The 24,961-nt window shown below is 73.0% G+C and carries 26 protein-coding genes and 2 tRNA genes; 21 read left to right on the top strand and 7 right to left on the bottom strand.

Going from position 1 to position 24,961, the window contains the following annotated elements; all coding sequences use genetic code 11:
- Positions 1-117 precede the first annotated feature (117 nt).
- Both QK442_RS10480 and QK442_RS10475 read left to right on the top strand, forming a co-directional pair.
- Positions 118-561: a hypothetical protein gene (locus tag QK442_RS10480; RefSeq protein WP_282693604.1), complete on the top strand. Its 444-nt coding sequence runs from the start codon at positions 118-120 to the stop codon at positions 559-561.
- Positions 562-693: 132 nt separating this feature from the next.
- Positions 694-873 (top strand): hypothetical protein, encoded by a 180-nt coding sequence (locus QK442_RS10475; RefSeq protein ID WP_282693603.1) that lies wholly within the window; start codon positions 694-696, stop codon positions 871-873.
- 21 nt (positions 874-894) lie between these two features.
- On the opposite strand, the gene QK442_RS10470 is transcribed toward QK442_RS10475, so the two are convergent.
- Together QK442_RS10470 and QK442_RS10465 are read right to left on the bottom strand one after the other, a co-directional pair.
- Positions 895-1,452 (bottom strand): CGNR zinc finger domain-containing protein, encoded by a 558-nt coding sequence (locus QK442_RS10470; protein WP_282693602.1) that lies wholly within the window; start codon positions 1,450-1,452, stop codon positions 895-897.
- A gap of 191 nt (positions 1,453-1,643) precedes the next feature.
- Entirely contained in the window at positions 1,644-2,057 is a 414-nt protein-coding gene (locus QK442_RS10465; RefSeq protein ID WP_030493555.1) for an SsgA family sporulation/cell division regulator, read from the bottom strand.
- A 189-nt stretch (positions 2,058-2,246) separates the two neighbouring features.
- On the opposite strand from QK442_RS10465, the gene QK442_RS10460 reads away from it, so the two are divergent.
- A complete protein-coding gene (locus tag QK442_RS10460) occupies positions 2,247-2,678 on the top strand; it encodes a TIGR02611 family protein (RefSeq protein ID WP_282693601.1) in 432 nt (143 codons plus the stop codon).
- Between the two features lie 54 nt (positions 2,679-2,732).
- Positions 2,733-2,804: transfer RNA gene (locus tag QK442_RS10455), tRNA-Val, on the top strand.
- A gap of 81 nt (positions 2,805-2,885) precedes the next feature.
- On the opposite strand, the gene QK442_RS10450 is transcribed toward QK442_RS10455, so the two are convergent.
- Positions 2,886-5,210, bottom strand: coding sequence for a hypothetical protein (locus QK442_RS10450; RefSeq protein WP_282693600.1), 2,325 nt, complete (start codon positions 5,208-5,210; stop codon positions 2,886-2,888).
- 80 nt (positions 5,211-5,290) lie between these two features.
- On the opposite strand from QK442_RS10450, the gene QK442_RS10445 reads away from it, so the two are divergent.
- Positions 5,291-5,737, top strand: coding sequence for an SRPBCC family protein (locus tag QK442_RS10445; protein WP_282693599.1), 447 nt, complete (start codon positions 5,291-5,293; stop codon positions 5,735-5,737).
- 39 nt (positions 5,738-5,776) lie between these two features.
- A tRNA-Val gene (locus QK442_RS10440) sits at positions 5,777-5,848 on the top strand.
- Positions 5,849-5,905: 57 nt separating this feature from the next.
- On the opposite strand, the gene QK442_RS10435 is transcribed toward QK442_RS10440, so the two are convergent.
- Positions 5,906-6,634, bottom strand: a complete 729-nt coding sequence (locus tag QK442_RS10435; RefSeq protein ID WP_282693598.1) for a 3'-5' exonuclease — start codon at positions 6,632-6,634, stop codon at positions 5,906-5,908.
- A 119-nt stretch (positions 6,635-6,753) separates the two neighbouring features.
- On the opposite strand from QK442_RS10435, the gene QK442_RS10430 reads away from it, so the two are divergent.
- The 3 genes from QK442_RS10430 to thrS all read left to right on the top strand — a co-directional run bounded on the left by QK442_RS10430 (position 6,754) and on the right by thrS (position 10,734).
- Positions 6,754-7,320, top strand: coding sequence for a DUF4365 domain-containing protein (locus tag QK442_RS10430; RefSeq protein ID WP_282693597.1), 567 nt, complete (start codon positions 6,754-6,756; stop codon positions 7,318-7,320).
- A complete protein-coding gene (locus QK442_RS10425; RefSeq protein ID WP_282693596.1) occupies positions 7,320-8,621 on the top strand; it encodes a hypothetical protein in 1,302 nt (433 codons plus the stop codon). The genes QK442_RS10430 and QK442_RS10425 overlap by 1 nt, the downstream gene beginning before the upstream one ends.
- 136 nt (positions 8,622-8,757) lie before the next feature.
- A complete protein-coding gene (thrS, locus tag QK442_RS10420) occupies positions 8,758-10,734 on the top strand; it encodes a threonine--tRNA ligase (protein ID WP_282693595.1) in 1,977 nt (658 codons plus the stop codon).
- Positions 10,735-10,748: 14 nt separating this feature from the next.
- Here the strand turns inward: thrS and QK442_RS10415 are convergent, their stop codons facing one another.
- Positions 10,749-11,468 carry a potassium channel family protein gene (locus QK442_RS10415; RefSeq protein WP_282693594.1) on the bottom strand — a complete coding sequence of 240 codons (720 nt, stop codon included), beginning with the start codon at positions 11,466-11,468 and terminating at the stop codon, positions 10,749-10,751.
- Between the two features lie 66 nt (positions 11,469-11,534).
- On the opposite strand from QK442_RS10415, the gene QK442_RS10410 reads away from it, so the two are divergent.
- A complete protein-coding gene (locus QK442_RS10410; RefSeq protein WP_282693593.1) occupies positions 11,535-12,098 on the top strand; it encodes an HIT domain-containing protein in 564 nt (187 codons plus the stop codon).
- A 51-nt stretch (positions 12,099-12,149) separates the two neighbouring features.
- Here the strand turns inward: QK442_RS10410 and QK442_RS10405 are convergent, their stop codons facing one another.
- The gene (locus QK442_RS10405) at positions 12,150-13,808 is read right to left on the bottom strand and encodes a hypothetical protein (protein ID WP_282693592.1); all 1,659 of its coding nucleotides are present in this window, start codon (positions 13,806-13,808) and stop codon (positions 12,150-12,152) included.
- A 175-nt stretch (positions 13,809-13,983) separates the two neighbouring features.
- Positions 13,984-16,191: an elongation factor G-like protein EF-G2 gene (locus QK442_RS10400; RefSeq protein ID WP_282693769.1), complete on the bottom strand. Its 2,208-nt coding sequence runs from the start codon at positions 16,189-16,191 to the stop codon at positions 13,984-13,986.
- 263 nt (positions 16,192-16,454) lie between these two features.
- On the opposite strand from QK442_RS10400, the gene pgsA reads away from it, so the two are divergent.
- From pgsA to QK442_RS10345, 11 genes are all read left to right on the top strand, one after another.
- Positions 16,455-17,120 (top strand): phosphatidylinositol phosphate synthase, encoded by a 666-nt coding sequence (gene pgsA / locus QK442_RS10395; RefSeq protein WP_282693591.1) that lies wholly within the window; start codon positions 16,455-16,457, stop codon positions 17,118-17,120.
- Complete coding sequence (locus QK442_RS10390; RefSeq protein ID WP_282693590.1) at positions 17,117-18,022, top strand: phosphatidylinositol mannoside acyltransferase; 906 nt, start codon at positions 17,117-17,119, stop codon at positions 18,020-18,022. Before pgsA ends, QK442_RS10390 begins: the two co-directional genes overlap by 4 nt.
- The gene (locus QK442_RS10385) at positions 18,019-19,173 is read left to right on the top strand and encodes a glycosyltransferase family 4 protein (RefSeq protein ID WP_282693589.1); all 1,155 of its coding nucleotides are present in this window, start codon (positions 18,019-18,021) and stop codon (positions 19,171-19,173) included. The genes QK442_RS10390 and QK442_RS10385 overlap by 4 nt, the downstream gene beginning before the upstream one ends.
- 296 nt (positions 19,174-19,469) lie before the next feature.
- Positions 19,470-20,105 (top strand): MBL fold metallo-hydrolase, encoded by a 636-nt coding sequence (locus tag QK442_RS10380; RefSeq protein ID WP_282693588.1) that lies wholly within the window; start codon positions 19,470-19,472, stop codon positions 20,103-20,105.
- Positions 20,106-20,116: 11 nt separating this feature from the next.
- Positions 20,117-20,659, top strand: coding sequence for a hypothetical protein (locus QK442_RS10375; RefSeq protein WP_282693587.1), 543 nt, complete (start codon positions 20,117-20,119; stop codon positions 20,657-20,659).
- A gap of 135 nt (positions 20,660-20,794) precedes the next feature.
- Entirely contained in the window at positions 20,795-21,703 is a 909-nt protein-coding gene (gene pdxS / locus QK442_RS10370; RefSeq protein ID WP_282693586.1) for a pyridoxal 5'-phosphate synthase lyase subunit PdxS, read from the top strand.
- Between the two features lie 6 nt (positions 21,704-21,709).
- The gene (gene pdxT, locus QK442_RS10365) at positions 21,710-22,303 is read left to right on the top strand and encodes a pyridoxal 5'-phosphate synthase glutaminase subunit PdxT (RefSeq protein WP_282693585.1); all 594 of its coding nucleotides are present in this window, start codon (positions 21,710-21,712) and stop codon (positions 22,301-22,303) included.
- Between the two features lie 62 nt (positions 22,304-22,365).
- Positions 22,366-23,118: a YebC/PmpR family DNA-binding transcriptional regulator gene (locus QK442_RS10360; RefSeq protein ID WP_282693584.1), complete on the top strand. Its 753-nt coding sequence runs from the start codon at positions 22,366-22,368 to the stop codon at positions 23,116-23,118.
- A gap of 108 nt (positions 23,119-23,226) precedes the next feature.
- A complete protein-coding gene (ruvC, locus tag QK442_RS10355; protein ID WP_282693583.1) occupies positions 23,227-23,757 on the top strand; it encodes a crossover junction endodeoxyribonuclease RuvC in 531 nt (176 codons plus the stop codon).
- Complete coding sequence (gene ruvA / locus QK442_RS10350) at positions 23,754-24,386, top strand: Holliday junction branch migration protein RuvA (protein WP_282693582.1); 633 nt, start codon at positions 23,754-23,756, stop codon at positions 24,384-24,386. The genes ruvC and ruvA overlap by 4 nt, the downstream gene beginning before the upstream one ends.
- Before the next feature lie 38 nt (positions 24,387-24,424).
- Positions 24,425-24,961, top strand: a 537-nt coding sequence (locus QK442_RS10345; protein ID WP_282693581.1) for an AAA family ATPase, incomplete at its 3' end; no start/stop codon positions are given.

Here is a 24,961-nt window from a genome sequence, read left to right as displayed (position 1 = left end):
GAGATCCCGTCCGGGGCGACCCGGAGATCTCCCTGAGACCGGGCCGGGACCATGGCTTCCGGCGGTCGGGGCGGTGCAGGATGGAAGGGACGTACCACCCTGGACCTGGAGGACCGCATGCTCGCCGAGACCATCTTCTCCGCGGTGTCCGCGGCGGGCCTGGGCATCGCCGCGATCACGGCGTACCGCAAGAAGTTCCTGTCGGCGGCGCGGATCGCGGCCTACGCGCTGGTGCCGCTGGGGCTGGTGATGACCGGTGCCGTCGAGTGGGCCTTCGACACCGCCTTCAGCCCGGTCGCCTGGGCCGGCTTCGGCGTGCTCGGCGTGGCCTGGCTGCTCCTGGTGACGGCCCGGGGCGTCGAGCGGCGCAGAAACGGCCGGAAGGCGGCCGGCGGGGGAGCGGAGCCTCCGGCGGTAGCGCCCGGGGCGCCCGCCCCGGGCCGGGACGCCATATCCGGGAACGCCACGGCCCGGCCCTCCTCGGGCCCGGCGGCCCGTGGCGCGGACGCCGGCGAGGACTTCAGCGATATCGAGGCGATTCTGAAGAAGCACGGAATCTGACTGCTTCTGGCCGTTGCCTGCGCGGCCGCGACCGGGCGGTGGTTCCGAGATCCACGGAAAGGGATGAACGTCCCCGTGGAGGGGCGCTTTTCGGCCTTTCCAGGGTGCGCGGTGCGCGATCATCCCCCCGAGATGCTGGATACCTCGCGGGGACCCGCCCCCGCCTCCGCCGAGTCCGACCCCGCCGACGCTCCGGCCGAGGAGCCGAGGGGCTGCCTCTTCGCCCTGTCGCAGCCACCGCTGATGATCTTCCTGACGGTGATCGGGGCTCTGCTCCTGATGGCGGCCCTGCACGACCTCTACGTGCTGTGAGGCGGACGGCGAGGGGTGGGCTCAGCCGGCGGCTTCCTTGCGGCGGGCCCGGTAGGCGGCCACGTGCAGACGGTTGCCGCAGGTCCGGCTGGAGCAGTAGCGGCGGGAGCGGTTGCGGGAGAGGTCGACGAAGGCCCGGCCGCAGTCGGGCGCCTCGCAGCGGCGCAGCCGCTCGCGCTCGCCCGCGACGACGATGAAGGCGAGCGCCATCCCGCAGTCGGCCGCCAGGTGGTCGGCGACCGAGGCGCCCGGCGCGAAGTAGTGCACGTGCCAGTCGTAGCCGTCGTGGTCGGTGAGCTGCGGCGTCGTGCCGGCGGCGGCCACCAGCTGGTTGATCAGGGGGGCGGCGATCCGGGCGTCGGGGGCGGAGAAGACCGCGGCGAAGCGGTCGCGCACCTCCCGGACGGCCCGCAGGTCCCCGGCGTCCAGTTCGCCCACGTCGCTGATCCGGTGCTCGCGCACGAAGGCGCCGAGCGCGTCGAGGTCCGTGAGCGTGTCCTCACGGTCGCCCTGCGCGGCGGTGTTCATCAGATCGACCACGGTGTCGAGGGCGATCCGGGTGTCGTGGGGGATGAGCACGCTTCGCTCCCTGGCCGGCCGCGGGCGGGCGCCCGCGGATTGCCGACGACTCTAGCGCGCCCCCGAAAAGCGCGACGGCGCCCTTCACCGCGCCGGCTGCGCGGTGAGGACGCCGGAGGTCGTGCTGTACGACTGTCCGCGCGTCGCCGTCTCCCCGAGTCAAGACGACGACACGCGGCCCATGGCCTGGCTCAGCTGTCGGCCAGGATGTGGGACAGCTCGGTATCGAGGTCGAAGTGCCGGTGCTCGGTGCCCGGCGGCACCGCGGCGTCGGTCCGCTTCAGGAACGACTCCAGGGCCCGCGCCGGGGCCTCCAGCAGGGCCTCGCCCTCCGGCGAGCTCAACGCGATGCAGACGACGCCCTGGCCGTGACTGCGTGACGGCCAGACTCGGACGTCGCCTGTGCCGGTGGGCCGGTGCAGCCCCTCGGCGAGAAGGTCGCGGGCGAAGACCCACTCGACCGTCTCCTCGGCTCCGGTGTGGAAGGTGGCGTGCACGGCGTACGGATCAGCCGTGTCATACCGCAGGCCCGCGGGTACAGGCAGTGAGGACTCGCTCGACACAACGAGGCGCAGGTGCAGCTCGCAGCTCACCACGGTGTTCATAAGCGCCAGGGCCTTTCGCTCAGTGTGCGCTCGGGGATTCGCACGTCGGCGAAATCGACATGCCACCTCCGGTGCCGTTGTAAACCCCTCTGTCGTTTTTGTGAGTGTTCAGGTAGCTCGGACGGCGGCATGTGACTTTGGGTAATACCGCCATACCGGTGGGGCTGATGTGTCGGGTAAATTGGCCCCATGAATGCGGAGAGTGACGAGCGAGCCCCCGGACCCACGGCCGACGAGAAGGACGAGAAGGCCGAACTGGGATCCCGCGCGCCGGAGTTCATCAAGTCCCGCCGGAGCCTCCATCTGAGCTGGCAGGTCGGCGTCTTCATCGTGGGACTCGCCGTGATCGGGGCGGGCGTCCTCATGCTCGTCTTCCCCGGACCCGGCTGGCTCGTCATCTTCGCCGGCATGGCGATCTGGGCCACCGAGTTCGTCTGGGCGCAGATCGTGCTCCGCTGGACCAAGCGCAAGGTCACCGAGGCCGCCCAGCGCGCCCTCGACCCCAAGGTCCGGCGCCGCAACATCACCCTCACCGCCATCGGCCTGGTGATCATCGCCGCGCTGCTCGGCTGGTACCTGTGGAAGTTCGGCCTCGTCATGCCCTGGAAGATCGACGAGTGACCCCGGGGTGGTTCGGAAGCCCCGCTGACATGCGGTAATGTTGGCGGTGCGCCGGGGCGATTAGCTCAGCGGGAGAGCACTTCGTTCACACCGAAGGGGTCACTGGTTCGATCCCAGTATCGCCCACCCGGACCGAGGGCCCGGAGACGACCACCGTCTCCGGGCCCTCGGCGTCTCCCGGTGCTTCCCGGGCCTTCCGGGGCCCGGTCACCGCATCCGGGCCAGCCGGTCCCGCAGCTGCCGCGCCTCCCGCAGCCGCCGCTCGTACGTGGCCCCCACCGCGAGCAGCAGCAGGCCCGCGGCCGCCGGCGGCAGCCACCGCGGCAGCGCCCCCACCAGCTGCACCACGTACGGCGCCAGCTCGTGCAGCCCCACCAGGGCCAGCGCCGTCCCGCCCAGGACCAGCGGAGCCTGGAGCCGGAACCGCGCCCCCAGCAGCGTCACCGCCAGCGCCCCCGCCCCCAGGAGCAGCGGACGCGACCAGTACGGGTCCGACCAGACCGCCACCAGGGCCGGCAGCAGCGTCGTCGCGAGCCCGGGGCCGTACGCGAGCCAGGAGGAGGCCTCCGGGTCCCGGCGCCGCCGCAGGAACCCCACCACCAGCGCCGGGACCGTCACCGGCAGCGTGTACGCCTCCGGGACCGTCACGCCCCACACCGCGAGCCGCACCCAGGCCGCGCCCAGGAACAGCGCCGCCGCGAGCCACGACACCGCCCGCCGCCGCTCCGGCCGCAGCGCCGTCGCCGCCGCGACCACCCCGCCCAGCGCCAGCGCCAGGGCGAGCACCGCGGGACGCGGCACCGTCAGGGCCAGGCCCACCACCCCCACCGCCGCCCCCGTCGCCTCGGCCGCCGCCGAGCGCACCCGGGCCGCCAGGGCCGCCGTGCCCGCCGGGACGAGCAGCAGGAGCAGCCCGGCCGTGGCCGGGGCGAGCCCCGCCGCCGCGGCCCCGGCGCCCACAAGACCACCCGCCGCGAGCACCGCCGCCCCGGCCGACACCTCGCGGACCACGCCCGCACCGAGCACGGCCGCCGCCGTGAACAGTCCAAGGAGCACCCCGAGCACCACGAAGGTCGCCCCCCGCACGTCAAGGCCCAGGAGCACCGCGGAGCCCGCCGCCGCGAGCCCGGCGGCCGGCCCCGTCCAGGAGAACGGGCCGCGGGCCACCGAACCCGGCCGCACCGCCACCGCCAGCGCGGCGGCGGTCGCCACCAGCCGGACGGCGAGCCCCGCCCCGTACGACAGCCCCAGGGAGACCGGCAGCGCCATCAGCAGCGCCCACCCGAGCGCCACCGCGCCCCACCGGCCCCACACCCCTCCGACCGTCGCCGCCGCGGCCGCGGCGAGCAGCAGCACCAGGACCGCCGTCGCCGGGTAGCCGCCGAGCACCGGTTCCGCGTGCGCCCCGGACCAGACGCCCGCCCTCCGGTCCGCCGGCCCCAGCAGGCCCACCGCGACCGGCGGCAGCGCCCACAGCACGCCGAGCGCCGCGACCCCGCCCCCGGCGAGCCCGAACCCGACCCGTACCCCCTCGGGGACCCACCCCGCGCGGACCGGACGCCACAGGGCCGCGAGCGCCAGGCCGCAGACCACGTACACCGGCACCGCCCACTCCGGTGGCAGGGCCGCCCGAAGCGGTCCGCCCACGGCCGCCACCACCGCCAGGCCCGCCACCGCCGCGAGCGCGACCGCCGCCGGACGGGCCACCCGCACCGCGCCCAGACACAGCGCGGCGCAGCCGAGCAGCAGCGGAGCCCCGGTCCACGGGGCCGTCAGCGAGAGCCCCCCGCCCGTCAGCAGCGCCCAGGCCGCGAGCACACCCGCCGCCGACGCCCCCGTGATCCGTACCGCGGGCCCCACCGGACGCCCCAGGAGCAGCACGTCCGCGGTGGCCGTCACCACCGCCGCCCACGCCACGACCACCGGCGAACCCCCGGCCGCCACGGCGCCCAGCGGCAGCGGAAGCTGCGCCGCGACCACCGCCGCCGGGAACGGCAGCCGCAACCGCCGCGACAGCCCCCCGTACCCCGCCCACACCGCCGCGAGCACCGCGGAGGCGCCCGCCGCGTACCCGAGCCCGTCCGCCCCCGGCAGCGCCACCCGGTGCAGGGCGTACGCGTCCAGGACCGTCAGGAGCAGGCCGAGCGCGCCCACCGCCTCCGCCGTCGACCCCAGCTCCCGGCGCAGCAGCACCGCCGGCGCGGCCAGCGCCGCCGACGTCACCACGAGCAGCACCGCCGCCCGCCCCGCGATCCCCATCGACCCCCAGCTCACCAGCGTGAACGCGAGCGCCGCGATCGCCAGGAGCGTCCCGCCCAGCGTCAGCAGCACGTTCTGCGCGCCGCGCGGCGAGGTCTCCCGCACCGGCCCGGCACCGGGGAACGACGGCGGCGACTGCGGCCGGGCGGGGTGGTACAGCGCGCTCAGGAGCCGCGCCCGCCGGACCAGCAGCTCGGCGCGCCGCGCGTCGAGCCGGGACAGCTCGAGGTCGACGAGCCGCAGCTCCTCGGCGGGAGGCAGTTTCATGTCCATGACCGGAGTGTGGCGTCGCATCCCCGCCCCGGGAATGCGCGCTGCTACTCAGATCCGGCCCGAGTACCCACACTGGACCCATGGACTGGTGCCGTTACCGCTTCCGCAGCGTCTGGCGGCTCGCCGCCCCGCCCGACCGCGTCTACGCCGTCCTCGCCCGCGCCGAGGACTACCCCCTCTGGTGGCCCCAGGTCCGCGCCGTCGTCCCCCGCACCGACACCACCGGCACCGCCCGCTTCCGCTCCGTCCTCCCGTACGACCTCCACGTCACCGCCCGCGCCCTGCGCCACGACCCCGAGGCCCGCGTCCTGGAGGTCCGGCTCGACGGCGACCTGGAGGGCTGGGCCCGCTGGACCCTCACCGCCGACGGCGCCGGCACCCGCGCCCTGTACGAGCAGGAGGTCGAGGTCCGCGCCCGGCTGCTGCGCCTCCTCGCCGTCCCCGGCCGCCCCTTCTTCCGGGCCAACCACGCCCTGATGATGCGAGGAGGACGGCGCGGACTCACCGCCCACCTGCGACGAGTTTGAACCCGGGCCCCGAAGCCCTGTATGGTTCAACCCGTTCCCGGGCGATTAGCTCAGCGGGAGAGCACTTCGTTCACACCGAAGGGGTCACTGGTTCGATCCCAGTATCGCCCACCGGGAGAGGCCGGTCCGTCACCACGACGGACCGGCCTCAGCCGTCTCCGGCACCCCTCACGCCGCCTTCCGCAGCTCCGGACGGAGCGGCCACGCGGGATCCACCAGCTCCGGCGTCCCCTGTCGGGTGAACCACGCCTGGAGCCCCCGCGCCTGCGCCGCGTGCCACACAGCCTGGAGGGTGTGCAGCTCCGCCGGCGACAGCCGTTCCAACCGGGACGCGAACCGCCGCCCCACCGCCCGCACCACCTGGAGCGCCGCCGTGGCGTCCGCCGCCGCGTCATGCGCCTCCGCCAGCTCCACCTCGTAGTGCGCGCACAGGTCCGTCAGCGTCCGCCGGCCCTTGCGGTACCGGTCCAGATGCTTGTCCAGGACCCGCGGGTCGAGCACGCACAGCGAGGTGTGCTCCAGGTACCGGCTCAGCGTCGACGCCCGGTGCCGCCTCAACTCCCGGTCCAGGATGGTCAGGTCGAACGGCGCGTTCATCACCACCAGCGGCCTCCCGGCCGCGTTCTGCTCCGCCAGGGCGCGCCCCAGCTCCTCCATCACGGGCGACGGCCACCGGCCGTTCCGCTGGAGGTGATCGTCCGTCAGCCCGTGCACCGCCGTGGCCCCTTCCGGCACCGGGACGCCCGGGTTGACCAGCCAGCGGGTCACCCGGGGCCGTGCCCCGGCCGCGTCCTGGACGACGAGCGCGGCGGACACGATCCGGTCCTGCTCGACGTCCACTCCGGTGGTCTCCGTGTCGAAAGCGGCCAGGGGCCCTTCGTACCAGTTCGTCGTCATCCCGAACTCCTCGCACCCGCGCGGCAGATGGCCAACCCCCTGCCCGATCCGGTGATACCCGTCCTGTTTGCGACGTACGCGGACCGGTCACAACACAGGGGACGGGGAAGGACGTTCACATGGCGCTCGCCCAACCCGAGTCGGGAGGGCTGCCGCCCCAGCGGGCGGCCCCGGCCCGCGGCTCACTCGCCACCACCGCCTGCATGGAGACCCTCCAGGTGGGATACCTGCACGCCGTCGCCGCCGCGGCGGGCTGCTCGCTCGCGCAGCCCTTCCCGGACAACGGCGTCGACTGGCACGTGAGCCACGGCTCGCCCGGACACACCGTCGACGACGAGGTCACCATCAAGGTGCAGCTCAAGTGCACCTACCAGCTGCCGGCCCGCCCCACGGGGAGCACCTTCCCCTTCACCCTCGACAACGACCACCTGGTGAAACTGGCCCGGACCCCCGTGGCCGTGCACAAGATCCTGGTCGTCATGATCGTCCCGAGAGACCCGGAGGACTGGCTGAGGGCGAGCCACGACCGGCTCGACCTGCGGCACTGCTGCTACTGGACGAACCTGGCCGGACACCCGGTCACCGGGCGCCGCCGGACCACCGTGCGCGTCCCCACGGCACGGATCTTCGACGACCGGGCGCTCTGCGAGATCATGACCCGGGTCGGCCGGGGAGGGAGACCCTGATGCACCGACCGATCGACGGACCCGGACACGGGACGGGGGACGGGGGCGGGGCCGGGCGCGGCCCCGCCCCCGTACCGCCGCCGTACCGGCCCCACCCGGCGCCCCCCGCCGAACCCGCCGACCCCTGGGCCGCCCCGGCCGACGGGGTGCCCGACCCCGGCCGCGTGGACCCGCGCGTCCTCGGCGCGCTCCTCGCCCGCCACGGCTGGCGGCGCCGCGGCGGGGCCGCGGGACGCTACGGCCGCTGGACCCCGCCCGGCAGCGGACCGGGGAGCGGCGGCACCAGCCTCCTCGTACCGGACAGCCTGGCCTTCCCCGACAGCGAGGACCTCATCGGCGAGGCCCTCACCGCGCTCGCTCGCAGCGCCACCCCCTCCGCCCGCGAGATCCTCACCGGACTCGCCGTCCCCAGCGACGAGATCCGCTGGTGGCGCGAGGTGCCCCCCGGCCCGGCCGGCACCGTGCCCTGGCCCGCGCAGGAGCGGTTCCGCTCCGCCGCCCGCGGGGTCCTCCTCGCGGGTGCCCTCGCCGTGCGCGGCCGGGCCGGCTACCACGGCTCCCGGCACCGCTCCGCCGCCCGGGCCGCCCTCGAACCCGTCGTTCTCGCCACCGACCCCGGCGGCCGCGCCCTCACCGCCTTCCTGCCCGTCCCGCCCGGTCGCCCCGTCGCCGTCCGCCTCCACCACGCCCTCCACGCCGCCCGTGAGGCCGTCGACTACCAGCGCGCCACCGGCGGCATGGACGCCTTCGACTCCGCCGTCGAGGCGGGCGTCAGCCGCGAACTCACCGAAGCGCTCGTCGCCCTCGTCCGCGGTACGGAAGGCGCCCGCATCGCCCTCGCGTGGGCCCCGGCCGCCGGCGTCCCCGACGGCTGCGCCGCCCGGCCCGAGCCCGTCGAGTTCTCGCCCGGCGACCTGCCCGCGCTGCGCGAGGCGAGCGCCCGCTACCTCACCGACGAGCCCTCCGTCCCCGTGCGGATCACCGGCGCCGTCGTCCGGCTGCGCCGCTCCGGGCCGCGCGGCGAGGGCAGGGTCAAGCTCCGGGTGCTCGGCGGCGCGGACGTCGGCCACGTCCGCGTCACCCTCGACGAGGAGGCGTACCGCACCGCCGGCCACGCCCACCTCGTCGGCCTCCCCATCCGGGTCGTCGGCCGCCTGGAGAGCCGCGGCGGCTTCCGCCGCCTCACCGACCCCTCCGACGTCGTCCCCGTCCAGGTCGACGAGGCGGAGCGGGACCGGCTGATGAAGTCCCTGCACGAGGATCTCGATTTCTTCGAGGAGGCGTGCGGGCCCGGGGAGTGAGGGGCCGGGGGAAACGCGGTGGGTGGGAGGCCGCGGACCCCCGTAAGATCGAGGCTGACGCGGCACCTCGTCTCTGCCGCGCGCCGCCGGCGCCGGCACCTCGTGTCTGCCTGCGCCCCGATGCATGGAGTTACCCGTGTCCGAAGTCCGTGTGACCGTCCAGAACGCCTCAGGACCCGAGGAGAGGACGGTGAGCGCGGGCACCACGGCCGGCGCCCTGTTCGCCGACGACCGCACCGTCATCGCCGCCCGCGTCGCCGGGGAGCTGAAGGACCTCTCGTACGAGCTCGCCGAGGGCGACGTCGTCGAGGGCGTCGAGATCTCCTCCGAGGACGGCCTGAACATCCTGCGCCACTCGACCGCGCACGTCATGGCGCAGGCCGTGCAGGAGCTCTTCCCCGAGGCCAAGCTGGGCATCGGCCCGCCGGTCCGTGACGGCTTCTACTACGACTTCGACGTCGAGAAGCCGTTCACGCCCGAGGATCTCAAGGCCATCGAGAAGAAGATGCAGGAGATCCAGAAGCGCGGACAGAAGTTCGCCCGCCGCGTCGTCACCGACGAGGCCGCCCGCGAGGAGCTCGCCGACGAGCCCTACAAGCTGGAGCTCATCGGCATCAAGGGCTCGGCCGGCTCCGAGGACGGCGCCGACGTCGAGGTGGGCGGCGGCGAGCTGACCATCTACGACAACCTGGACGCCAAGACCGGCGAGCTGTGCTGGAAGGACCTCTGCCGGGGCCCGCACCTGCCCTCGACCCGGAACATCCCGGCGTTCAAGCTGATGCGGAACGCGGCCGCCTACTGGCGCGGCAGCGAGAAGAACCCGATGCTCCAGCGCATCTACGGCACCGCGTGGCCGTCGAAGGACGAGCTGAAGGCGTACCTCGACTTCCTCGCCGAGGCCGAGAAACGCGACCACCGCAAGCTCGGCAACGAGCTCGACCTCTTCTCCATCCCGGACGAGATCGGCTCCGGCCTCGCCGTCTTCCACCCCAAGGGCGGCATCATCCGCCGGGTCATGGAGGACTACTCGCGCAAGCGGCACGAGGAGGAGGGCTACGAGTTCGTCTACTCGCCGCACGCCACCAAGGGCAAGCTCTTCGAGAAGTCCGGGCACCTCGACTGGTACGCCGAGGGCATGTACCCGCCCATGCAGCTCGACGAGGGCGTGGACTACTACCTCAAGCCCATGAACTGCCCGATGCACAACCTGATCTTCGACGCGCGCGGGCGCTCCTACCGTGAGCTGCCGCTGCGCCTGTTCGAGTTCGGCACCGTGTACCGGTACGAGAAGTCGGGCGTCGTGCACGGCCTGACCCGGGCCCGGGGCTTCACCCAGGACGACGCGCACATCTACTGCACCCGCGAGCAGATGGCGGAGGAGCTGGACAAGACCCTCACCTTCGTCCTCAACCTGCTCCGCGACTACGGTCTGACCGACTTCTACCTGGAGCTGTCGACCAAGGACCCGGAGAAGTTCGTCGGCTCCGACGAGGTGTGGGAGGAGGCCACCGCCGTCCTCCAGCAGGTCGCCGAGAAGCAGGGCCTGCCGCTCACCCCCGACCCGGGCGGCGCCGCCTTCTACGGCCCGAAGATCTCGGTGCAGGCGCGGGACGCCATCGGCCGCACCTGGCAGATGTCGACCGTCCAGCTCGACTTCAACCTGCCGGAGCGCTTCGACCTGGAGTACACCGCCCCGGACGGCACCAAGCAGCGCCCGGTCATGATCCACCGCGCGCTCTTCGGCTCGATCGAGCGGTTCTTCGCGGTGCTCCTGGAGCACTACGCGGGCGCCATGCCGCCGTGGCTCGCCCCGGTCCAGGCCACCGGCATCCCGATCGGCGACGCGCACGTCGAGTACCTCCAGGAGTTCGCCGCCAAGGCGAAGAAGCAGGGCCTGCGGGTCGACGTGGACGCCTCCTCCGACCGGATGCAGAAGAAGATCCGCAACGCGCAGAAGCAGAAGGTCCCGTTCATGATCATCGCGGGTGACGAGGACATGGCCGCCGGTGCCGTCTCCTTCCGCTACCGCGACGGTTCGCAGGAGAACGGCATCCCCGTCGACGAGGCCATCGCCAAGATCGCCAAGATCGTCGAGGAGCGCGTCCAGGTCTGACGGCCGGAGCGTGCTCAGGAGGCCCCCGGGGAACCCCCCGGGGGCCTCCCCCCGTTCCCCCGTTCCCCGTTCCCCGGCTCCTCGTCCTCCCGTCTGAACGTCTGGATCAGCCACGACGAGAACGAACCCGTCACCGCCCCGAGCAGCGCCAGGCCGCAGGCCATCAGGCCGACCGCCACCACCCGCCCGATCGGGGTCACCGGGGTCACGTCGCCGTAGCCGACCGTCGCCAGGGTGGCGCTGGCCCACCACAGGGAGTCGCCGAAGGTGCGGATCGTGGCGCCGGGGGCGCCGACCTCGTGGTGGTAGACGGTGAGCGCGGCGGTGAAGCCGAGCAGCGAGACCGAGAGCCCGGAGTAGACCATGACCCGGGCGTAGAGGCCGAGCCGCGGCTGGCCCCGGCGGCGCTGGACGCGGTCGTAGAGCGCGACCATCCGGAGCGGGCGCAGCAGCGGCAGCAGCAGGACGACGGTGTCGAGGAGATGGGTGCGGACGAAGCGCGGGGGGCCGAGGCCGCTGAGCCGGAGCCGTACCGCGTAATCCGTGAGGAAGACCGCCCAGGAGCCGAGGATCACCCCGAGGCAGAGGTCGGCGCCGAACCGGGGCAGCTGGTCGCGGGCGAGGACCCGGACCGCGTACCCCGTGAGGAAGGCGACGGAGGCCACGGCGAGCGGTACTTCCATGCGGCGGTCCCAGTGTTCCTGCCGGGGCGGTTTCGGGGGCCTGTCGCTCATCGGATCAGGATCACCCCGGGGACGCTCGCCTCGCCCCGCCGACACGTTCCGAACGGGCGACGCAATATGCTGCACGGCATGACGACTGAGCCGGAGCAGCAGATCGGGGTGGGGGCGCCGGACGCGTTCCAGCGCCTGTGGACGCCCCACCGGATGGCGTACATCCAGGGCGAGAACAAGCCGACCGGGCCGGGGGCCGACGACGGCTGCCCGTTCTGCTCGATCCCGTCGAAGTCGGACGAGGACGGCCTGGTGATCGCCCGCGGCGAGAGCGTGTACGCGGTCCTCAACCTGTACCCGTACAACGGTGGGCACCTGATGGTCGTCCCCTACCGGCACGTCGCCGACTACACGGACCTGGACACGGCGGAGACGACCGAGCTGGCCGACTTCACCAAGCGGGCCATGATCGCCCTGCGGGCCGCGTCCGGCGCGCACGGCTTCAACATCGGGATGAACCAGGGCTCCGTGGCGGGCGCCGGGATCGCCGCGCACCTGCACCAGCACGTGGTGCCGCGCTGGGGCGGGGACACCAACTTCATGCCGGTCGTGGGCCACACCAAGGTGCTGCCGCAGCTGCTCGCCGACACCCGGAAGATGCTGGCCGGCGCCTGGCCCGCCTCGCTCTGACCCCCGGTACGGGTTCTTCCGTACGGGGCCCGGCCCAGGCCCCGTACGGTGTCACGCATCGTAGACGTCGGCCTTCTTCGGGCCGGGCTCCTGCAGCATCCCGCTCATGAAGAGGGAGCGGTTGGTGAAGCGCTCGGTGTCCACGTTGTGTTCGTCGAGGAAGCGGACGGTCGCCGCGTGGACCGCGCGGACCACGGGTGTGGCCATGCGGATGGCGTCGTCGGCCATGAAGCGGTTCTTCCAGAGCGGGCCGGCCCACACGTGCCGCAGACCGAAGGGCTCCGGCAGGGTCATCTTGCCGCCGAGGAAGTCCAGGACCGGCGGGTACCAGGTGAGCGGAGCGCGGACGGCGAGCCGGACGATGTCGTCGGTGCCGAGCAGCGGCTGCGGGATCTCCTTGGTCTCCCAGAAGCGGACGGTCTTGGAGACCTCCTTGGTCTTCGCCTTGGGCTTGGTGGTGAAGAGGCCGTGGACGGGGCCGAGGGCGTGGCCGGTGACCTCGATGCGCAGGGTGTGGTGGAGCGAGGTGACGGTGACCATCATGGTCAGCACCACGTTCCCGTCCCAGAGCGTGAACTGGACGCCCAGGTAGTGGCGGTTGCCGGCGCCGAACTGCTGCTCGTTGCAGATCCGCTGTATCTCGTGCGGCTTGACCTGGTAGTGGACGATGTTGTCGCCCTCGGGGCGGGAGACCTCGTCGGCGCCCTCGCCGACGGGGGAGACGATCCAGTGCTTCACGGTCGGCTTGGGGAAGCCGGACTTGAGGGAGCCGCGCTCCAGGAGGGTGAGCTGGTCGTGGATCTTGCGGACCAGGTCCCAGGCGCGGAAGTCGTGCATCTCGCTGCCGGGCAGGGGCACCAGCTCCTCGGCGAGGGTCCAGCTGCCCCAGCGGGTGCCGAGGCCGAGGATGCCCTTGGGGCCGGCGTAGAAGACCACGTTGGACTGCTGCTCGGCGGAGAGCTTCTCCAGGTTGACCCGCAGCTCCTCCGCGGACTTCTCGCCCGGATCGGTGGGGACGGACTTGGGGACGTAGGCGCCGACGCCGCCGCCGTCGAGCAGACCGGTCCAGCGCTCGCGGAGGTCCACGGCCGCGTGGAGACAGATCCGGCTCGCGAGGTACCAGCCGACGACCGGCGCGACGATCATCGCCCGCAGGTAGTTGGGCAACAGGCCGTCGAAGGGCAGCCTGACCAGGACGACGAGGGCGAGGAGACCCGCCGCGTAGAGAAGGGCGGTGCCGAGCGCGCTGGTCCGCTTGTCGTCCGAGCCCGCGGCGGTGCGGCGCAGGTGGATGACGCCGAGCCAGAGCAGCAGGCCGGGGAGGAAGAGCACCCCGCAGAAGAAGGTGACCAGGGTCAGCTTGATGTCGCGCTGCCGGCGGATGTGGGTGGCGGCGAGACAGTGCTCGACGACCGGCTGGGGCTCGGCGCCGAAGGACTGGATGAGGGGCTTGCGGCCGCCGCCGAGCATGCGGACCTGGACGGCCCGGGAGAACGCCTCGCCGAGGTCGGGGCGGAAGAGCTTCTCCCACTTCCCCTTCTTGAGCGTGGTCTTGTAGTACTCGTTGTCGGCTTCCTGGATGGTCTCCAGGGGGCTGTCCCGGTACGCGGCCGAGGCCAGCGCGTTCGTCGCCCCGGTCAGGCCGCTGCCGCCCTGGAGCGGGATCTGTGCCCCCGGTCCGAAACCGTCGATCGCCACTTCCGCCCCCATCACCGCGAGTACCTGTGCGGGCTGTTCCCGACTGCCGTGCCCCGCACACCTTCCGAGCTGGGCACCACAGCGTAACCGGGAGGCGTGGTATGCGTCACCGGCTGTGGACAACCGCGACCGGAACCCGTCCGCCCGGTGCGCCCCGGACGGACGGCGGTGGCTGCCGCTCCGTCAACTAGGAGCGCTTTCCGGCCTGTTCGCGGACGCGTTCGGCGAGCTGAGGGGGCATCGGTTCGTGCCGGGCGTAGCTGCGGTCGAAGCGGCCGGTGCCGTGCGAGACGGACCTCAGGTCGATCGCGTACCGCCCGATCTCGATCTCCGGCACCTCGGCCCTGACGACCGTGCGGCCCGGCCCCGCCTGGTCGGTGCCGACGACCCGGCCGCGCCGCCCGGACAGGTCGCTCATCACCGCGCCGACGTACTCGTCGGGGACGAGCACCCGCACCTCGGCGACCGGCTCCAGGAGGTGGACCGGGACCCCGGCGGCCGCCTCGCGCAGGGCGAGCGCCCCGGCGGTCTGGAAGGCGGCGTCGGAGGAGTCCACCGAGTGGGCCTTCCCGTCCTTGAGGGTGACCCGGACGTCGACCAGCGGATGCCCGGCGGCGACGCCGCGCGCGGCCTGCGCCCGTACGCCCTTCTCGACGGAGGCGATGAACGGGCGGGGGACCGCTCCGCCCACCACCTTGTCGACGAACTCGACGCCGCTGCCCGGCGGGAGCGGTTCGACGTCGATCTCGCAGATCGCGAACTGGCCGTGGCCGCCCGACTGTTTGACGTGCCGTCCGCGGCCCGAGGCGGGGGCGCCGAAGGTCTCGCGCAGCGGCACCCGGTACGGGACGGAGTCGACGCGCACCCCGTAGCGGCCGCGCAGCCGCTCCAGGACGACGTCCTGATGGGCCTCGCCCAGGCACCACAGGACGACCTGGCCGGTGTCCTGGTTCTGTTCGAGGCGGAGGGTCGGGTCCTCGGCGACCAGTTTCGCCAGGCCCTGGGAGAGCCGGTCCTCGTCGGCCTTGCTGTGCGCCTCGACGGCGAGCGGCAGCAGCGGTTCGGGCATGGTCCACGCCTCGATGAGCAGTGGATCGTCCTGGGCGGAGAGGGTGTCGCCGGTCTCGGCGCGGCCGAGCCGGGCCACACAGGCGAGGTCCCCGGCGACGCAGTGCGCCATCGGCCGCTGCTGCTTGCCGAAGGGGGAGGTGAGGGCGCCGACCCGTTCCTCGACGTCGTGATCCTCGTGCCCCCGGTCGGCCAGGCCGTGCCCGGAGACGTGCACGGTCTCGTCGGGGCGGAGGGTGCCGGAGAAGACCCGGACGAGGGAGATCCGACCCTGGTAGGGGTCGGCGGCCGTCTTCACGACCTCGGCGACCAGCGGCCCGTCGGGGTCGCAGGCGAGCGGGGGCCGGAGTTCGCCGGAGGGGGTGGTGACGGCCGGCGGCTCGTGCTCCAGAGGGGAGGGGAAGCCGCGGGTGATCAGCTCCAGGAGCTCGACGGTGCCCAGGCCCTGCCCGCCGCCGTCGACGGCCGGCGCGGCGGCGAGCACCGGGTGGAAACCGCCCCGGGCGACCGCCTTCTCCAGATCGCCGACGAGGGTCCCGAAGTCGATCTCCTCGCCGCCGAGGTAACGGTCCATCAGGGTCTCGTCCTCGCTCTCGGCGATGATCCCCTCGATGAGCCGGGACCGCGCCCCGGCGATCAGCTCCCGCTCGGCGTCGCCGGGCGGCAGCTCGCGCCGCTCGCCCGTGGAGTAGTCGAAGACCCGCTCCGAGAGCAGACCGATCAGACCGGTCGCGGGGGCGTGGCCGTCGGGGCCCTCGGGGCCGTGCACCGGCAGGTAGAGGGGGAGGACGGCGTCGGGGTCGTCATGGCCGAAGAGCCCGGCGCAGACCTCGGTCAGCTCGGCGAAGCCGGTACGGGCCGTGTCGAGGTGGGTGACGACGATGGCGCGGGGCATGCCGACGGCCGCGCACTCCTCCCAGACCATCCGGGTGGAGGCGGCGACCGCGTCGGCCTCCTGGGCGGCCGAGACGACGAAGAGGGCCGCGTCCGCCGCGCGCAGACCGGCCCTCAGCTCTCCGACGAAGTCGGCGTATCCGGGGGTGTCGAGCAGATTGATCTTGAAGCCCTCCCAGCCGACCGGCACGAGGGAGAGCTGTACCGAGCGGTGCTGGCGATGCTCGATCTCGTCGTAGTCGGAGACGGTCGCGCCGTCCTCGACCCGGCCGGCCCGGCCCAGGGCCCCCGCCGTCTGCGCGAGCGCCTCGACGAGCGTCGTCTTGCCCGATCCGCTGTGGCCGACCAGCACCACGTTCCGTACCTCCGAGGGCCGGTCGGCCGTCGGTGCCCTGCCGGCGGCTCCGGTGGGGGTGCGCGCCTTGTCGCCCATGATTCCTCCCGACTGCGAGGCGGTGAGGGGTGTGCGGGCGCGGGGGAGTGGCATCGCGGTGCGGCTCCCGCGGTGCCCGCGGGGTGCTCCTTCGAGCTTCGCACCGGCGCCGGGACGCGTCCATACGTCGTACACCGGCGGGCCCCCAGGAGTGGGCCGACGCGACGGGACGGGTGCGCTCCCGTACGGCGGCAGGCCCGTGGCTACGATGGGTGAGCCGGTGGTCATGGGACCGCGCGGCCCGCCGAAACCTCGGGAAGGCCATGCTGAACAAGTACGCGCGTGCATTTTTTACGCGTGTCCTCACACCGTTCGCCGCGTTTCTGCTCCGCCGGGGGGTCAGCCCCGACGCCGTCACACTGATCGGCACGGCGGGAGTGGTCGCCGGTGCGCTGGTCTTCTTCCCCAGGGGCGAGTTCTTCTGGGGCACGATCGTGATCACGCTCTTCGTCTTCTCCGACCTCGTCGACGGCAACATGGCCCGGCAGGCCGGGATCTCCAGCCGCTGGGGCGCCTTCCTCGACTCGACCCTCGACCGGGTCGCCGACGGGGCGATCTTCGGCGGCTTCGCCCTCTGGTACGCGGGCAAGGGCGACGACAACGTGCTGTGCGCGGTGTCGATCTTCTGTCTGGCGAGTGGCCAGGTCGTCTCGTACACCAAGGCGCGCGGCGAGTCGATCGGCCTGCCGGTCGCGGTGAACGGCCTGGTCGAACGGGCCGAGCGGCTGGTGATCTCGCTGGTCGCCGCCGGCCTCGCCGGACTGCACGCCTTCGGCGTGCCCGGGATCGACGTGCTGCTGCCGATCGCGCTGTGGATCGTGGCCGTCGGCTCGGCCGTGACCCTGGGGCAGCGGGTCGTGACGGTACGCAGGGAAGCGGCGGAGGCGGACGCCGCCGCGGCGGCCGAGGGGAGCGGGGCGGCATCGTGAGCGGGGCCAGGGAGAAACTGACGGACGGCCTGTACGGGCTGGGGTGGGCGACGGTCAAGAAGCTCCCCGAGCCGGTGGCCAGGGCCTTGGGCCGGAAGATCGCCGACACCGTGTGGAAGCGGCGCGGCAAGGGCGTGCTGCGCCTGGAGGCCAACCTCGCGCGCGTGGTGCCGGACGCCACGCCCGAGCGGCTCACCGCACTGTCGAAGGCCGGCATGCGCTCGTACATGCGCTACTGGATGGAGTCCTTCCGGCTGCCCACCTGGAGCAGCGAGCGGGCCGCGAACGGCTTCGCCCCCAAGGACGTGCACCATCTGAAGGACGGGCTCGCCTCCGGCCGGGGCGTCATCCTCGCCCTGCCGCACATGGCCAACTGGGACCTGGCGGGCGTGTGGGTGACCCGCGCGCTCGGCGTGCCCTTCGCCACCGTCGCCGAGCGCCTCAAGCCCGAGTCGCTGTACGACCGCTTCGTCGCCTACCGCGAGTCCCTCGGCATGGAGGTGCTGCCGCACACCGGGGGCGCCGCCTTCGGCACCCTCGCCCGCCGGCTCCGCGCCGGCGGCCTGGTCTGCCTGGTCGCCGACCGGGACCTGTCCGCCTCCGGCGTCGAGGTCTCCTTCTTCGGCGAGCCCACCCGGATGCCGGCGGGGCCCGCCATGCTCGCGCTGCAGACCGGCGCGCTGCTGCTGCCGGTGACCCTCTGGTACGACGACTCCGACACCATGCAGGGCCAGGTGCACGCGCCCGTGGACGTGCCCGAGTCAGGCAGCCGGGCCGAGAAGGCGTCCGTCATGACACAGGCCCTCGCCGACGTCTTCGCCGGGGGCATCGCGGACCACCCGGAGGACTGGCACATGCTCCAGCGCCTGTGGCTGGCCGACCTGGAGGAGCGCACACCGTGAAGATCGGGATCGTCTGCCCGTACTCCTGGGACGTACCGGGCGGCGTCCAGTTCCACATCCGCGACCTCGCCGAACACCTCATCGGGCTCGGCCACGAGGTCTCCGTCCTCGCCCCCGCCGACGACGACACCCCGCTGCCGCCGTACGTGGTCTCCGCCGGGCGCGCCGTGCCCGTGTCGTACAACGGGTCGGTGGCCCGGCTCAGCTTCGGTTTCCTGTCCGCCGCGCGCGTGCGGCGCTGGCTGCACGACGGCGTCTTCGACGTCGTCCACATCCACGAGCCGACCTCGCCCTCGCTGGGACTGCTCACCTGCTGGGCGGCCCAGGGCCCCATCGTGGCCACCTTCCACACCTCGAACCCGCGCTCCCGGGCGATGATCGCCGCCTACCCGATCCTCCAGCCCGCCCTGGAGAAGATCAGCGCGCGGATCGCGGTCAGCGAGTACGCGCGCCGCACCCTGGTCGAGCACCTCGGCGGGGACGCGGTGGTCATCCCCAACGGCGTCGACGTCGGCTTCTTCGCGTCCGCCGAGCCGAAGGCGGAGTGGCAGGGGGAGACACTGGGCTTCATCGGGCGGATCGACGAGCCCCGCAAGGGCCTGCCGGTGCTGATGAAGGCGCTGCCCCGCATCCTCACCGAGCGGCCCGGCGCCCGGCTCCTGGTCGCGGGCCGCGGCGACGAGGAGGAGGCGGTGGCCTCGCTGCCGCGCGAGATGCGCTCCCGGGTGGAGTTCCTCGGCATGGTCAGCGACGAGGACAAGGCGCGGCTGCTGCGCAGCGTCGACGTGTACGTGGCGCCCAACACGGGCGGCGAGTCCTTCGGCATCATCCTCGTCGAGGCGATGTCGGCCGGCGCGCCGGTCCTCGCCGCCGACCTGGACGCCTTCGCGCAGGTCCTCGACCAGGGCGCGGCGGGCGAACTCTTCGCCAACGAGGACGCGGACGCGCTCGCGGAAGCGGCGATCCGACTGCTCGGCGACCCCGCCCGCCGCGCCGAACTCAGCGCCCGCGGCTCGGCCCACGTACGCCGCTTCGACTGGTCGACGGTCGGCGCGGACGTCCTGGCGGTCTACGAGACGGTGACGGACGGGGCGGCGGCGGTCGACACGGACGAGAAGACGGGCGGCTTGCGGGCGCGGCTGGGTTTGTAGCCCGCCGTCCCTGTGGGCATACGTCCCGCTTGGGGGTCCCCCCTGGACGTAGTCCTTGGGGGAGGGACGGGTGGGCACAGGGACGGCGCCCCGTGCCGGGCCAAGGCTTTCCGGGCCTGGGCCCGCACCCCGTGCGCGGCGCACCCGTGGTGCGGGTTCAGGCCCCGGTGCGGAGGCACCCGCAAAGGTGCCGTTCCGCTGTGCCCACCCGTTCCGCCTGGGGGTACCCCCTGGACGAAGTCCTTGGGGGAGGAACGCATGCCCACAACGGGGTCCAACAGGTGCACCCTGCTCGCATGATCGACGTCACGCGGCTCGACCTCGGGTACTTCGTCCGCCCCGCCGAGGAGTACGGCGGGCCCCACGCGCGCGTGGAGCCCGCCCTCGCGTATCTCGTCCGGCACCCCGGCGGCACGCTCCTCTTCGACACCGGCATGGGCGAGGGGTCGCCCGAGACCGACGCCCACTACCGGATCGTCCGCCGGCCCCTCACCGTCCCGCCCGCCGATGTCGACCTCCTGGTCAACTGCCACCTGCACTTCGACCACATCGGCGGCAACCAGCGCTTCCCCGGCACCCCCGCCCTCGTCCAGCACGCCGAACTCGCCACCGCGCGGGCGGGCGGCTACACCATCGACTCCCTCCTGCCGGGCGTCCGGTGGACGGAGATCGACGGCGAGCACGAGGTCGCGCCCGGCGTGCGGATCGTCCCGACGCCCGGGCACGTCGACGGGCACCAGTCGCTCGTCCTCGACCACGGCGACCGCCTGACGGTCCTCGCGGGGCAGGCGTACGACACGGCGGGCGACTTCGGGACGCCGTACCGGCCCTGGCTCGGCCGGCTCGCCGAGCTCGCGGACGGGCGGCCGGTCCGTTTCCTGTTCGCCCACGACCACGAGCTTCGGGAAGGCGTGCTGCCGACGCCCGGGTAGCCTGTGCGCCCGTGACCGAAACCCTGATCTGGACCGTCGTCGCGCTGGTTTTCATCGGCGTCTACCTCAGCTGGACCGCCGGACGGCTCGACCGGCTGCACACCCGCATCGACGCCGCGCGCGCCGCGCTCGACGCGCAGCTGCTGCGGAGGGCCTCGGTCACCCAGGAACTGGCCACCTCCGGCGTCCTCGACCCGGCCGCCTCGATCGTCCTGTACGAGGCCGCGCACGCGGCCCGGCAGGCCGAGGAGGACCACCGGGAGGTCGCGGAGAGCGAGCTGAGCCAGGCACTGCGGGCGGTCTTCGGCGAGCCCGAGCAGGTGGAACTCGTACGGGAGGCGCCCGGCGGGGAGGAGGCCGCGGGGGAGCTGGCCGCCGCCGTCCGCCGCGTACCGATGGCCCGCCGCTTCCACAACGACGCCGTACGGGCCGCCCGCGCCCTGCGCCGCCACCGTACGGTCCGCTGGTTCCGGCTCGCGGGCCACGCGCCCTTCCCGATGGCCTTCGAAATGGACGACGAGCCGCCGGTGGCCCTGGCGGATCGCCCCTCCTGAGCCCCTCCGGCCTCCGATTCCCGCGAAAACGATCCACAGCCTCCGCATTGGCCCTTGATGTGGACCGCGCGTGGCCTGTTTCCTCGCTCTAGTCGTCAACGTCCCGTTGAACCCGTTGTCACGAGTGAGGTTTCCGTGTCCAGCTCCACCACCCCCCAGACCCCCGAGACCGGCACCGCCCGCGTGAAGCGCGGCATGGCCGAGCAGCTCAAGGGCGGCGTGATCATGGACGTGGTCAACGCCGAGCAGGCGAAGATCGCCGAGGACGCCGGCGCCGTGGCCGTCATGGCCCTGGAGCGGGTCCCCGCGGACATCCGCAAGGACGGCGGCGTGGCCCGCATGTCCGACCCGAACATGATCGAGGAGATCATCGGCGCGGTCTCCATCCCCGTGATGGCCAAGTCCCGCATCGGCCACTTCGTCGAGGCCCAGGTCCTCCAGTCCCTCGGCGTCGACTACATCGACGAGTCCGAGGTCCTCACCCCGGCCGACGAGATCAACCACTCCGACAAGTGGGCCTTCACCACCCCCTTCGTCTGCGGCGCCACCAACCTGGGCGAGGCCCTGCGCCGCATCGCCGAGGGCGCGGCCATGATCCGCTCCAAGGGCGAGGCCGGCACCGGCAACGTCGTCGAGGCCGTCCGCCACCTGCGCCAGATCAAGAACGAGATCGCCAAGCTGCGCGGCTTCGACAACAACGAGCTGTACGCCGCCGCCAAGGAGCTGCGCGCCCCCTACGAGCTCGTCAAGGAGGTCGCCGAGCTCGGCAAGCTGCCCGTCGTCCTCTTCTCCGCCGGTGGTGTCGCCACCCCGGCCGACGCCGCGCTGATGCGCCAGCTCGGCGCCGAGGGCGTCTTCGTCGGCTCCGGCATCTTCAAGTCCGGCGACCCGGCCAAGCGCGCCGCCGCCATCGTGAAGGCCACCACCTTCTACGACGACCCGAAGGTCATCGCGGACGCCTCCCGCAACCTCGGCGAGGCCATGGTCGGCATCAACTGCGACACCCTCCCCGAGGCCGAGCGCTACGCCAACCGAGGCTGGTAAGCACCGATGAGCAACACCCCCGTGATCGGCGTCCTGGCCCTCCAGGGCGACGTACGGGAGCACCTGATCGCCCTGGCCGCGGCGGACGCCGTGGCCAGGCCGGTCCGGCGCCCCGAAGAGCTCGCCGAGGTCGACGGCCTGGTCCTCCCCGGCGGCGAGTCCACCACCATCTCCAAGCTGGCCGTCCTCTTCGGCCTCATGGAGCCGCTCCGCGAGCGGATCGCCGCGGGCATGCCGGTGTACGGCACCTGCGCCGGCCTGATCATGCTCGCCGACAAGATCCTCGACCCGCGCTCGGGCCAGGAGACCTTCGGCGGCATCGACATGATCGTGCGCCGCAACGCCTTCGGGCGGCAGAACGAGTCCTTCGAGGCGGCCGTCGCCGTCGAGGGGATCGAGGACGGACCGGTCGAGGGCGTCTTCATCCGGGCCCCCTGGGTGGAGTCCGTCGGCGCCCGGACCGAGGTGCTCGCCGAGCACGGCGGCCACATCGTCGCCGTACGACAGGGCAACGCCCTGGCGACCTCGTTCCACCCCGAACTCACCGGCGACCACCGGATCCACCGGCTCTTCGTCGACATGGTGCGCGCCGAGCGGTGAACGAGTCCCGGTAGGATCACTGGGGTTCGTTCGGAAAATGGTTACGCGAAGGAGACAGGCAGATGTCCGGCCACTCTAAATGGGCTACGACGAAGCACAAGAAGGCCGTGATCGACGCCAAGCGCGGCAAGCTCTTCGCGAAGCTGATCAAGAACATCGAGGTCGCGGCCCGCACCGGCGGTGCCGACCCCGACGGCAACCCGACCCTCTTCGACGCCATCCAGAAGGCGAAGAAGCAGTCGGTGCCGAACAAGAACATCGACTCGGCGGTCAAGCGCGGCGGCGGCCTGGAGGCCGGCGGCGTCGACTACCAGACGATCATGTACGAGGGCTACGGCCCGAACGGCGTCGCGGTGCTCATCGAGTGCCTCACCGACAACCGCAACCGCGCCGCCTCCGACGTGCGCGTGGCCATGACCCGCAACGGCGGCTCGATGGCCGACCCGGGCTCCGTCTCGTACCTGTTCAACCGCAAGGGCGTCGTCGTGCTCCCCAAGGGCGACAAGACCGAGGACGACGTCCTCGAGGTCGTCCTCGACGCGGGCGCCGAGGAGGTCAACGACCTCGGCGAGAACTTCGAGGTCATCAGCGAGGCCACCGACCTGGTCGCGGTCCGCACCGCGCTCCAGGAGGCCGGCATCGAGTACGACTCGGCCGAGTCCAGCTTCGTCCCGACCATGCAGGTCGAGCTCGACGAGGAGGGCGCGCGGAAGATGTTCAAGCTGATCGACGCGCTGGAGGACAGCGACGACGTGCAGAACGTCTTCGCCAACTTCGACGTCAGCGACGAGATCATGGAGAAGGTCGACGCCTGAGCGCGACCTTCCGGGCAGCGGGCCGACGGGGACACACCCCGTCGGCCCGCTGCGTTGTCGGTGGCAGCCGATAGCCTGCACGAATAGGCGATCGAAAGGAGGGGTGACGTGCGCGTTCTGGGGGTGGACCCGGGGCTCACCCGGTGCGGCGTCGGCGTCGTCGAGGGCGTCGCCGGACGGCCACTGACCATGCTCGGCGTCGGCGTCGTGCGGACCCCGGCCGACGCCGACATCGGCACCCGCCTCGTCGGCATCGAGCGCGGCATCGAGGAGTGGCTCGACCGCTTCCAGCCCGAACTGGTCGCCGTGGAGCGCGTGTTCAGCCAGCACAACGTACGGACGGTGATGGGCACCGCCCAGGCCAGCGCCGTCGCCATGCTCTGCGCCTCCCGGCGCGGCATCCCCGTCGCCCTGCACACCCCCAGCGAGGTCAAGGCGGCCGTCACCGGCTCGGGCCGGGCCGACAAGGCCCAGGTCGCCGCCATGGTCACCCGGCTGCTCCGGCTCTCCGCCCCGCCCAAGCCGGCCGACGCGGCCGACGCCCTCGCCCTCGCCATCTGCCACATCTGGCGCGCCCCCGCCCAGAACCGCCTCCAGCAGGCCGTCGCCCTGCACGCCTCGAAAGGCCGCCCGTCATGATCGCCTTCGTCAGCGGCCCGGTGGCCGCCCTCGCCCCCACGACCGCCGTCGTCGAGGTCGGCGGCGTCGGCATGGCCGTCCACTGCACCCCGGCCACCATCGCGGGCCTCCGCGTCGGCGAGCACGCCCGCCTCGCCACCTCCCTGGTCGTCCGGGAGGACTCCCTCACCCTGTACGGCTTCGCGGACGACGACGAGCGCCAGGTCTTCGAGCTGCTCCAGACCGCCAGCGGCGTCGGACCCCGGCTCGCCCAGGCCATGCTCGGCGTGCACAGCCCCGACGCGCTGCGCCTCGCCGTCTCCACCGGTGACGAGAAGGCGCTCACCGCCGTCCCCGGCATCGGCAAGAAGGGCGCCCAGAAGCTGCTCCTGGAGCTGAAGGACAAGCTCGGCGCCCCGCTCGGCAGCAGCGGGCTCGTGGGGCAGCAGCGTGCCGTCGCCGCCCGCCCCGCCCCCTGGACCGAGCAGCTGACCGCTGCCCTCGTCGGCCTCGGCTACGCGGGCCGCGAGGCCGAGGAGGCCGTCGCCGCCGTCACCCCGCAGGCCGAGGCCGCGCTCGCCGAGACCGGCTCCGCGCCCGTGCCCCAGCTGCTGCGCGCCGCCCTCCAGACGCTCAACCGCGCCCGCTGACCGCCCGCAGACCCTCCTGCACGAAGGAAGACACCACCGTGAACCGGTACGACGAGACGGCACCCGCCCCCGAGGAGCGGATCGTCGACGCCGCCGCCGAGGGCGACGACCAGGCCGTCGAGGCCGCGCTGCGCCCCAAGGACCTCGGCGAGTTCATCGGCCAGGAGAAGGTCCGCCAGCAGCTCGACCTCGTCCTCAAGGCCGCCCGCCAGCGCGGTGCCACCGCCGACCACGTGCTGCTCTCCGGCGCCCCCGGCCTCGGCAAGACCACCCTTTCGATGATCATCGCCGCGGAGATGAACGCGCCGATCAGGATCACCTCGGGCCCCGCCATCCAGCACGCCGGCGACCTCGCCGCGATCCTCTCCTCCCTCCAGGAGGGCGAGATCCTCTTCCTCGACGAGATCCACCGGATGTCCCGGCCCGCCGAGGAGATGCTCTACATGGCGATGGAGGACTTCCGCGTCGACGTCATCGTCGGCAAGGGCCCCGGCGCCACCGCCATCCCCCTCGACCTGCCGCCCTTCACCCTGGTCGGCGCCACCACCCGGGCCGGACTGCTGCCGCCGCCGCTC

This window comes from Streptomyces sp. CC208A (assembly GCF_030010625.1).
Taxonomy (GTDB): Bacteria; Actinomycetota; Actinomycetes; order Streptomycetales; family Streptomycetaceae; genus Streptomyces.
Note: the sequence above shows the minus strand (reverse complement) of the source record. Positions and strands in the feature narration are given on the sequence as shown.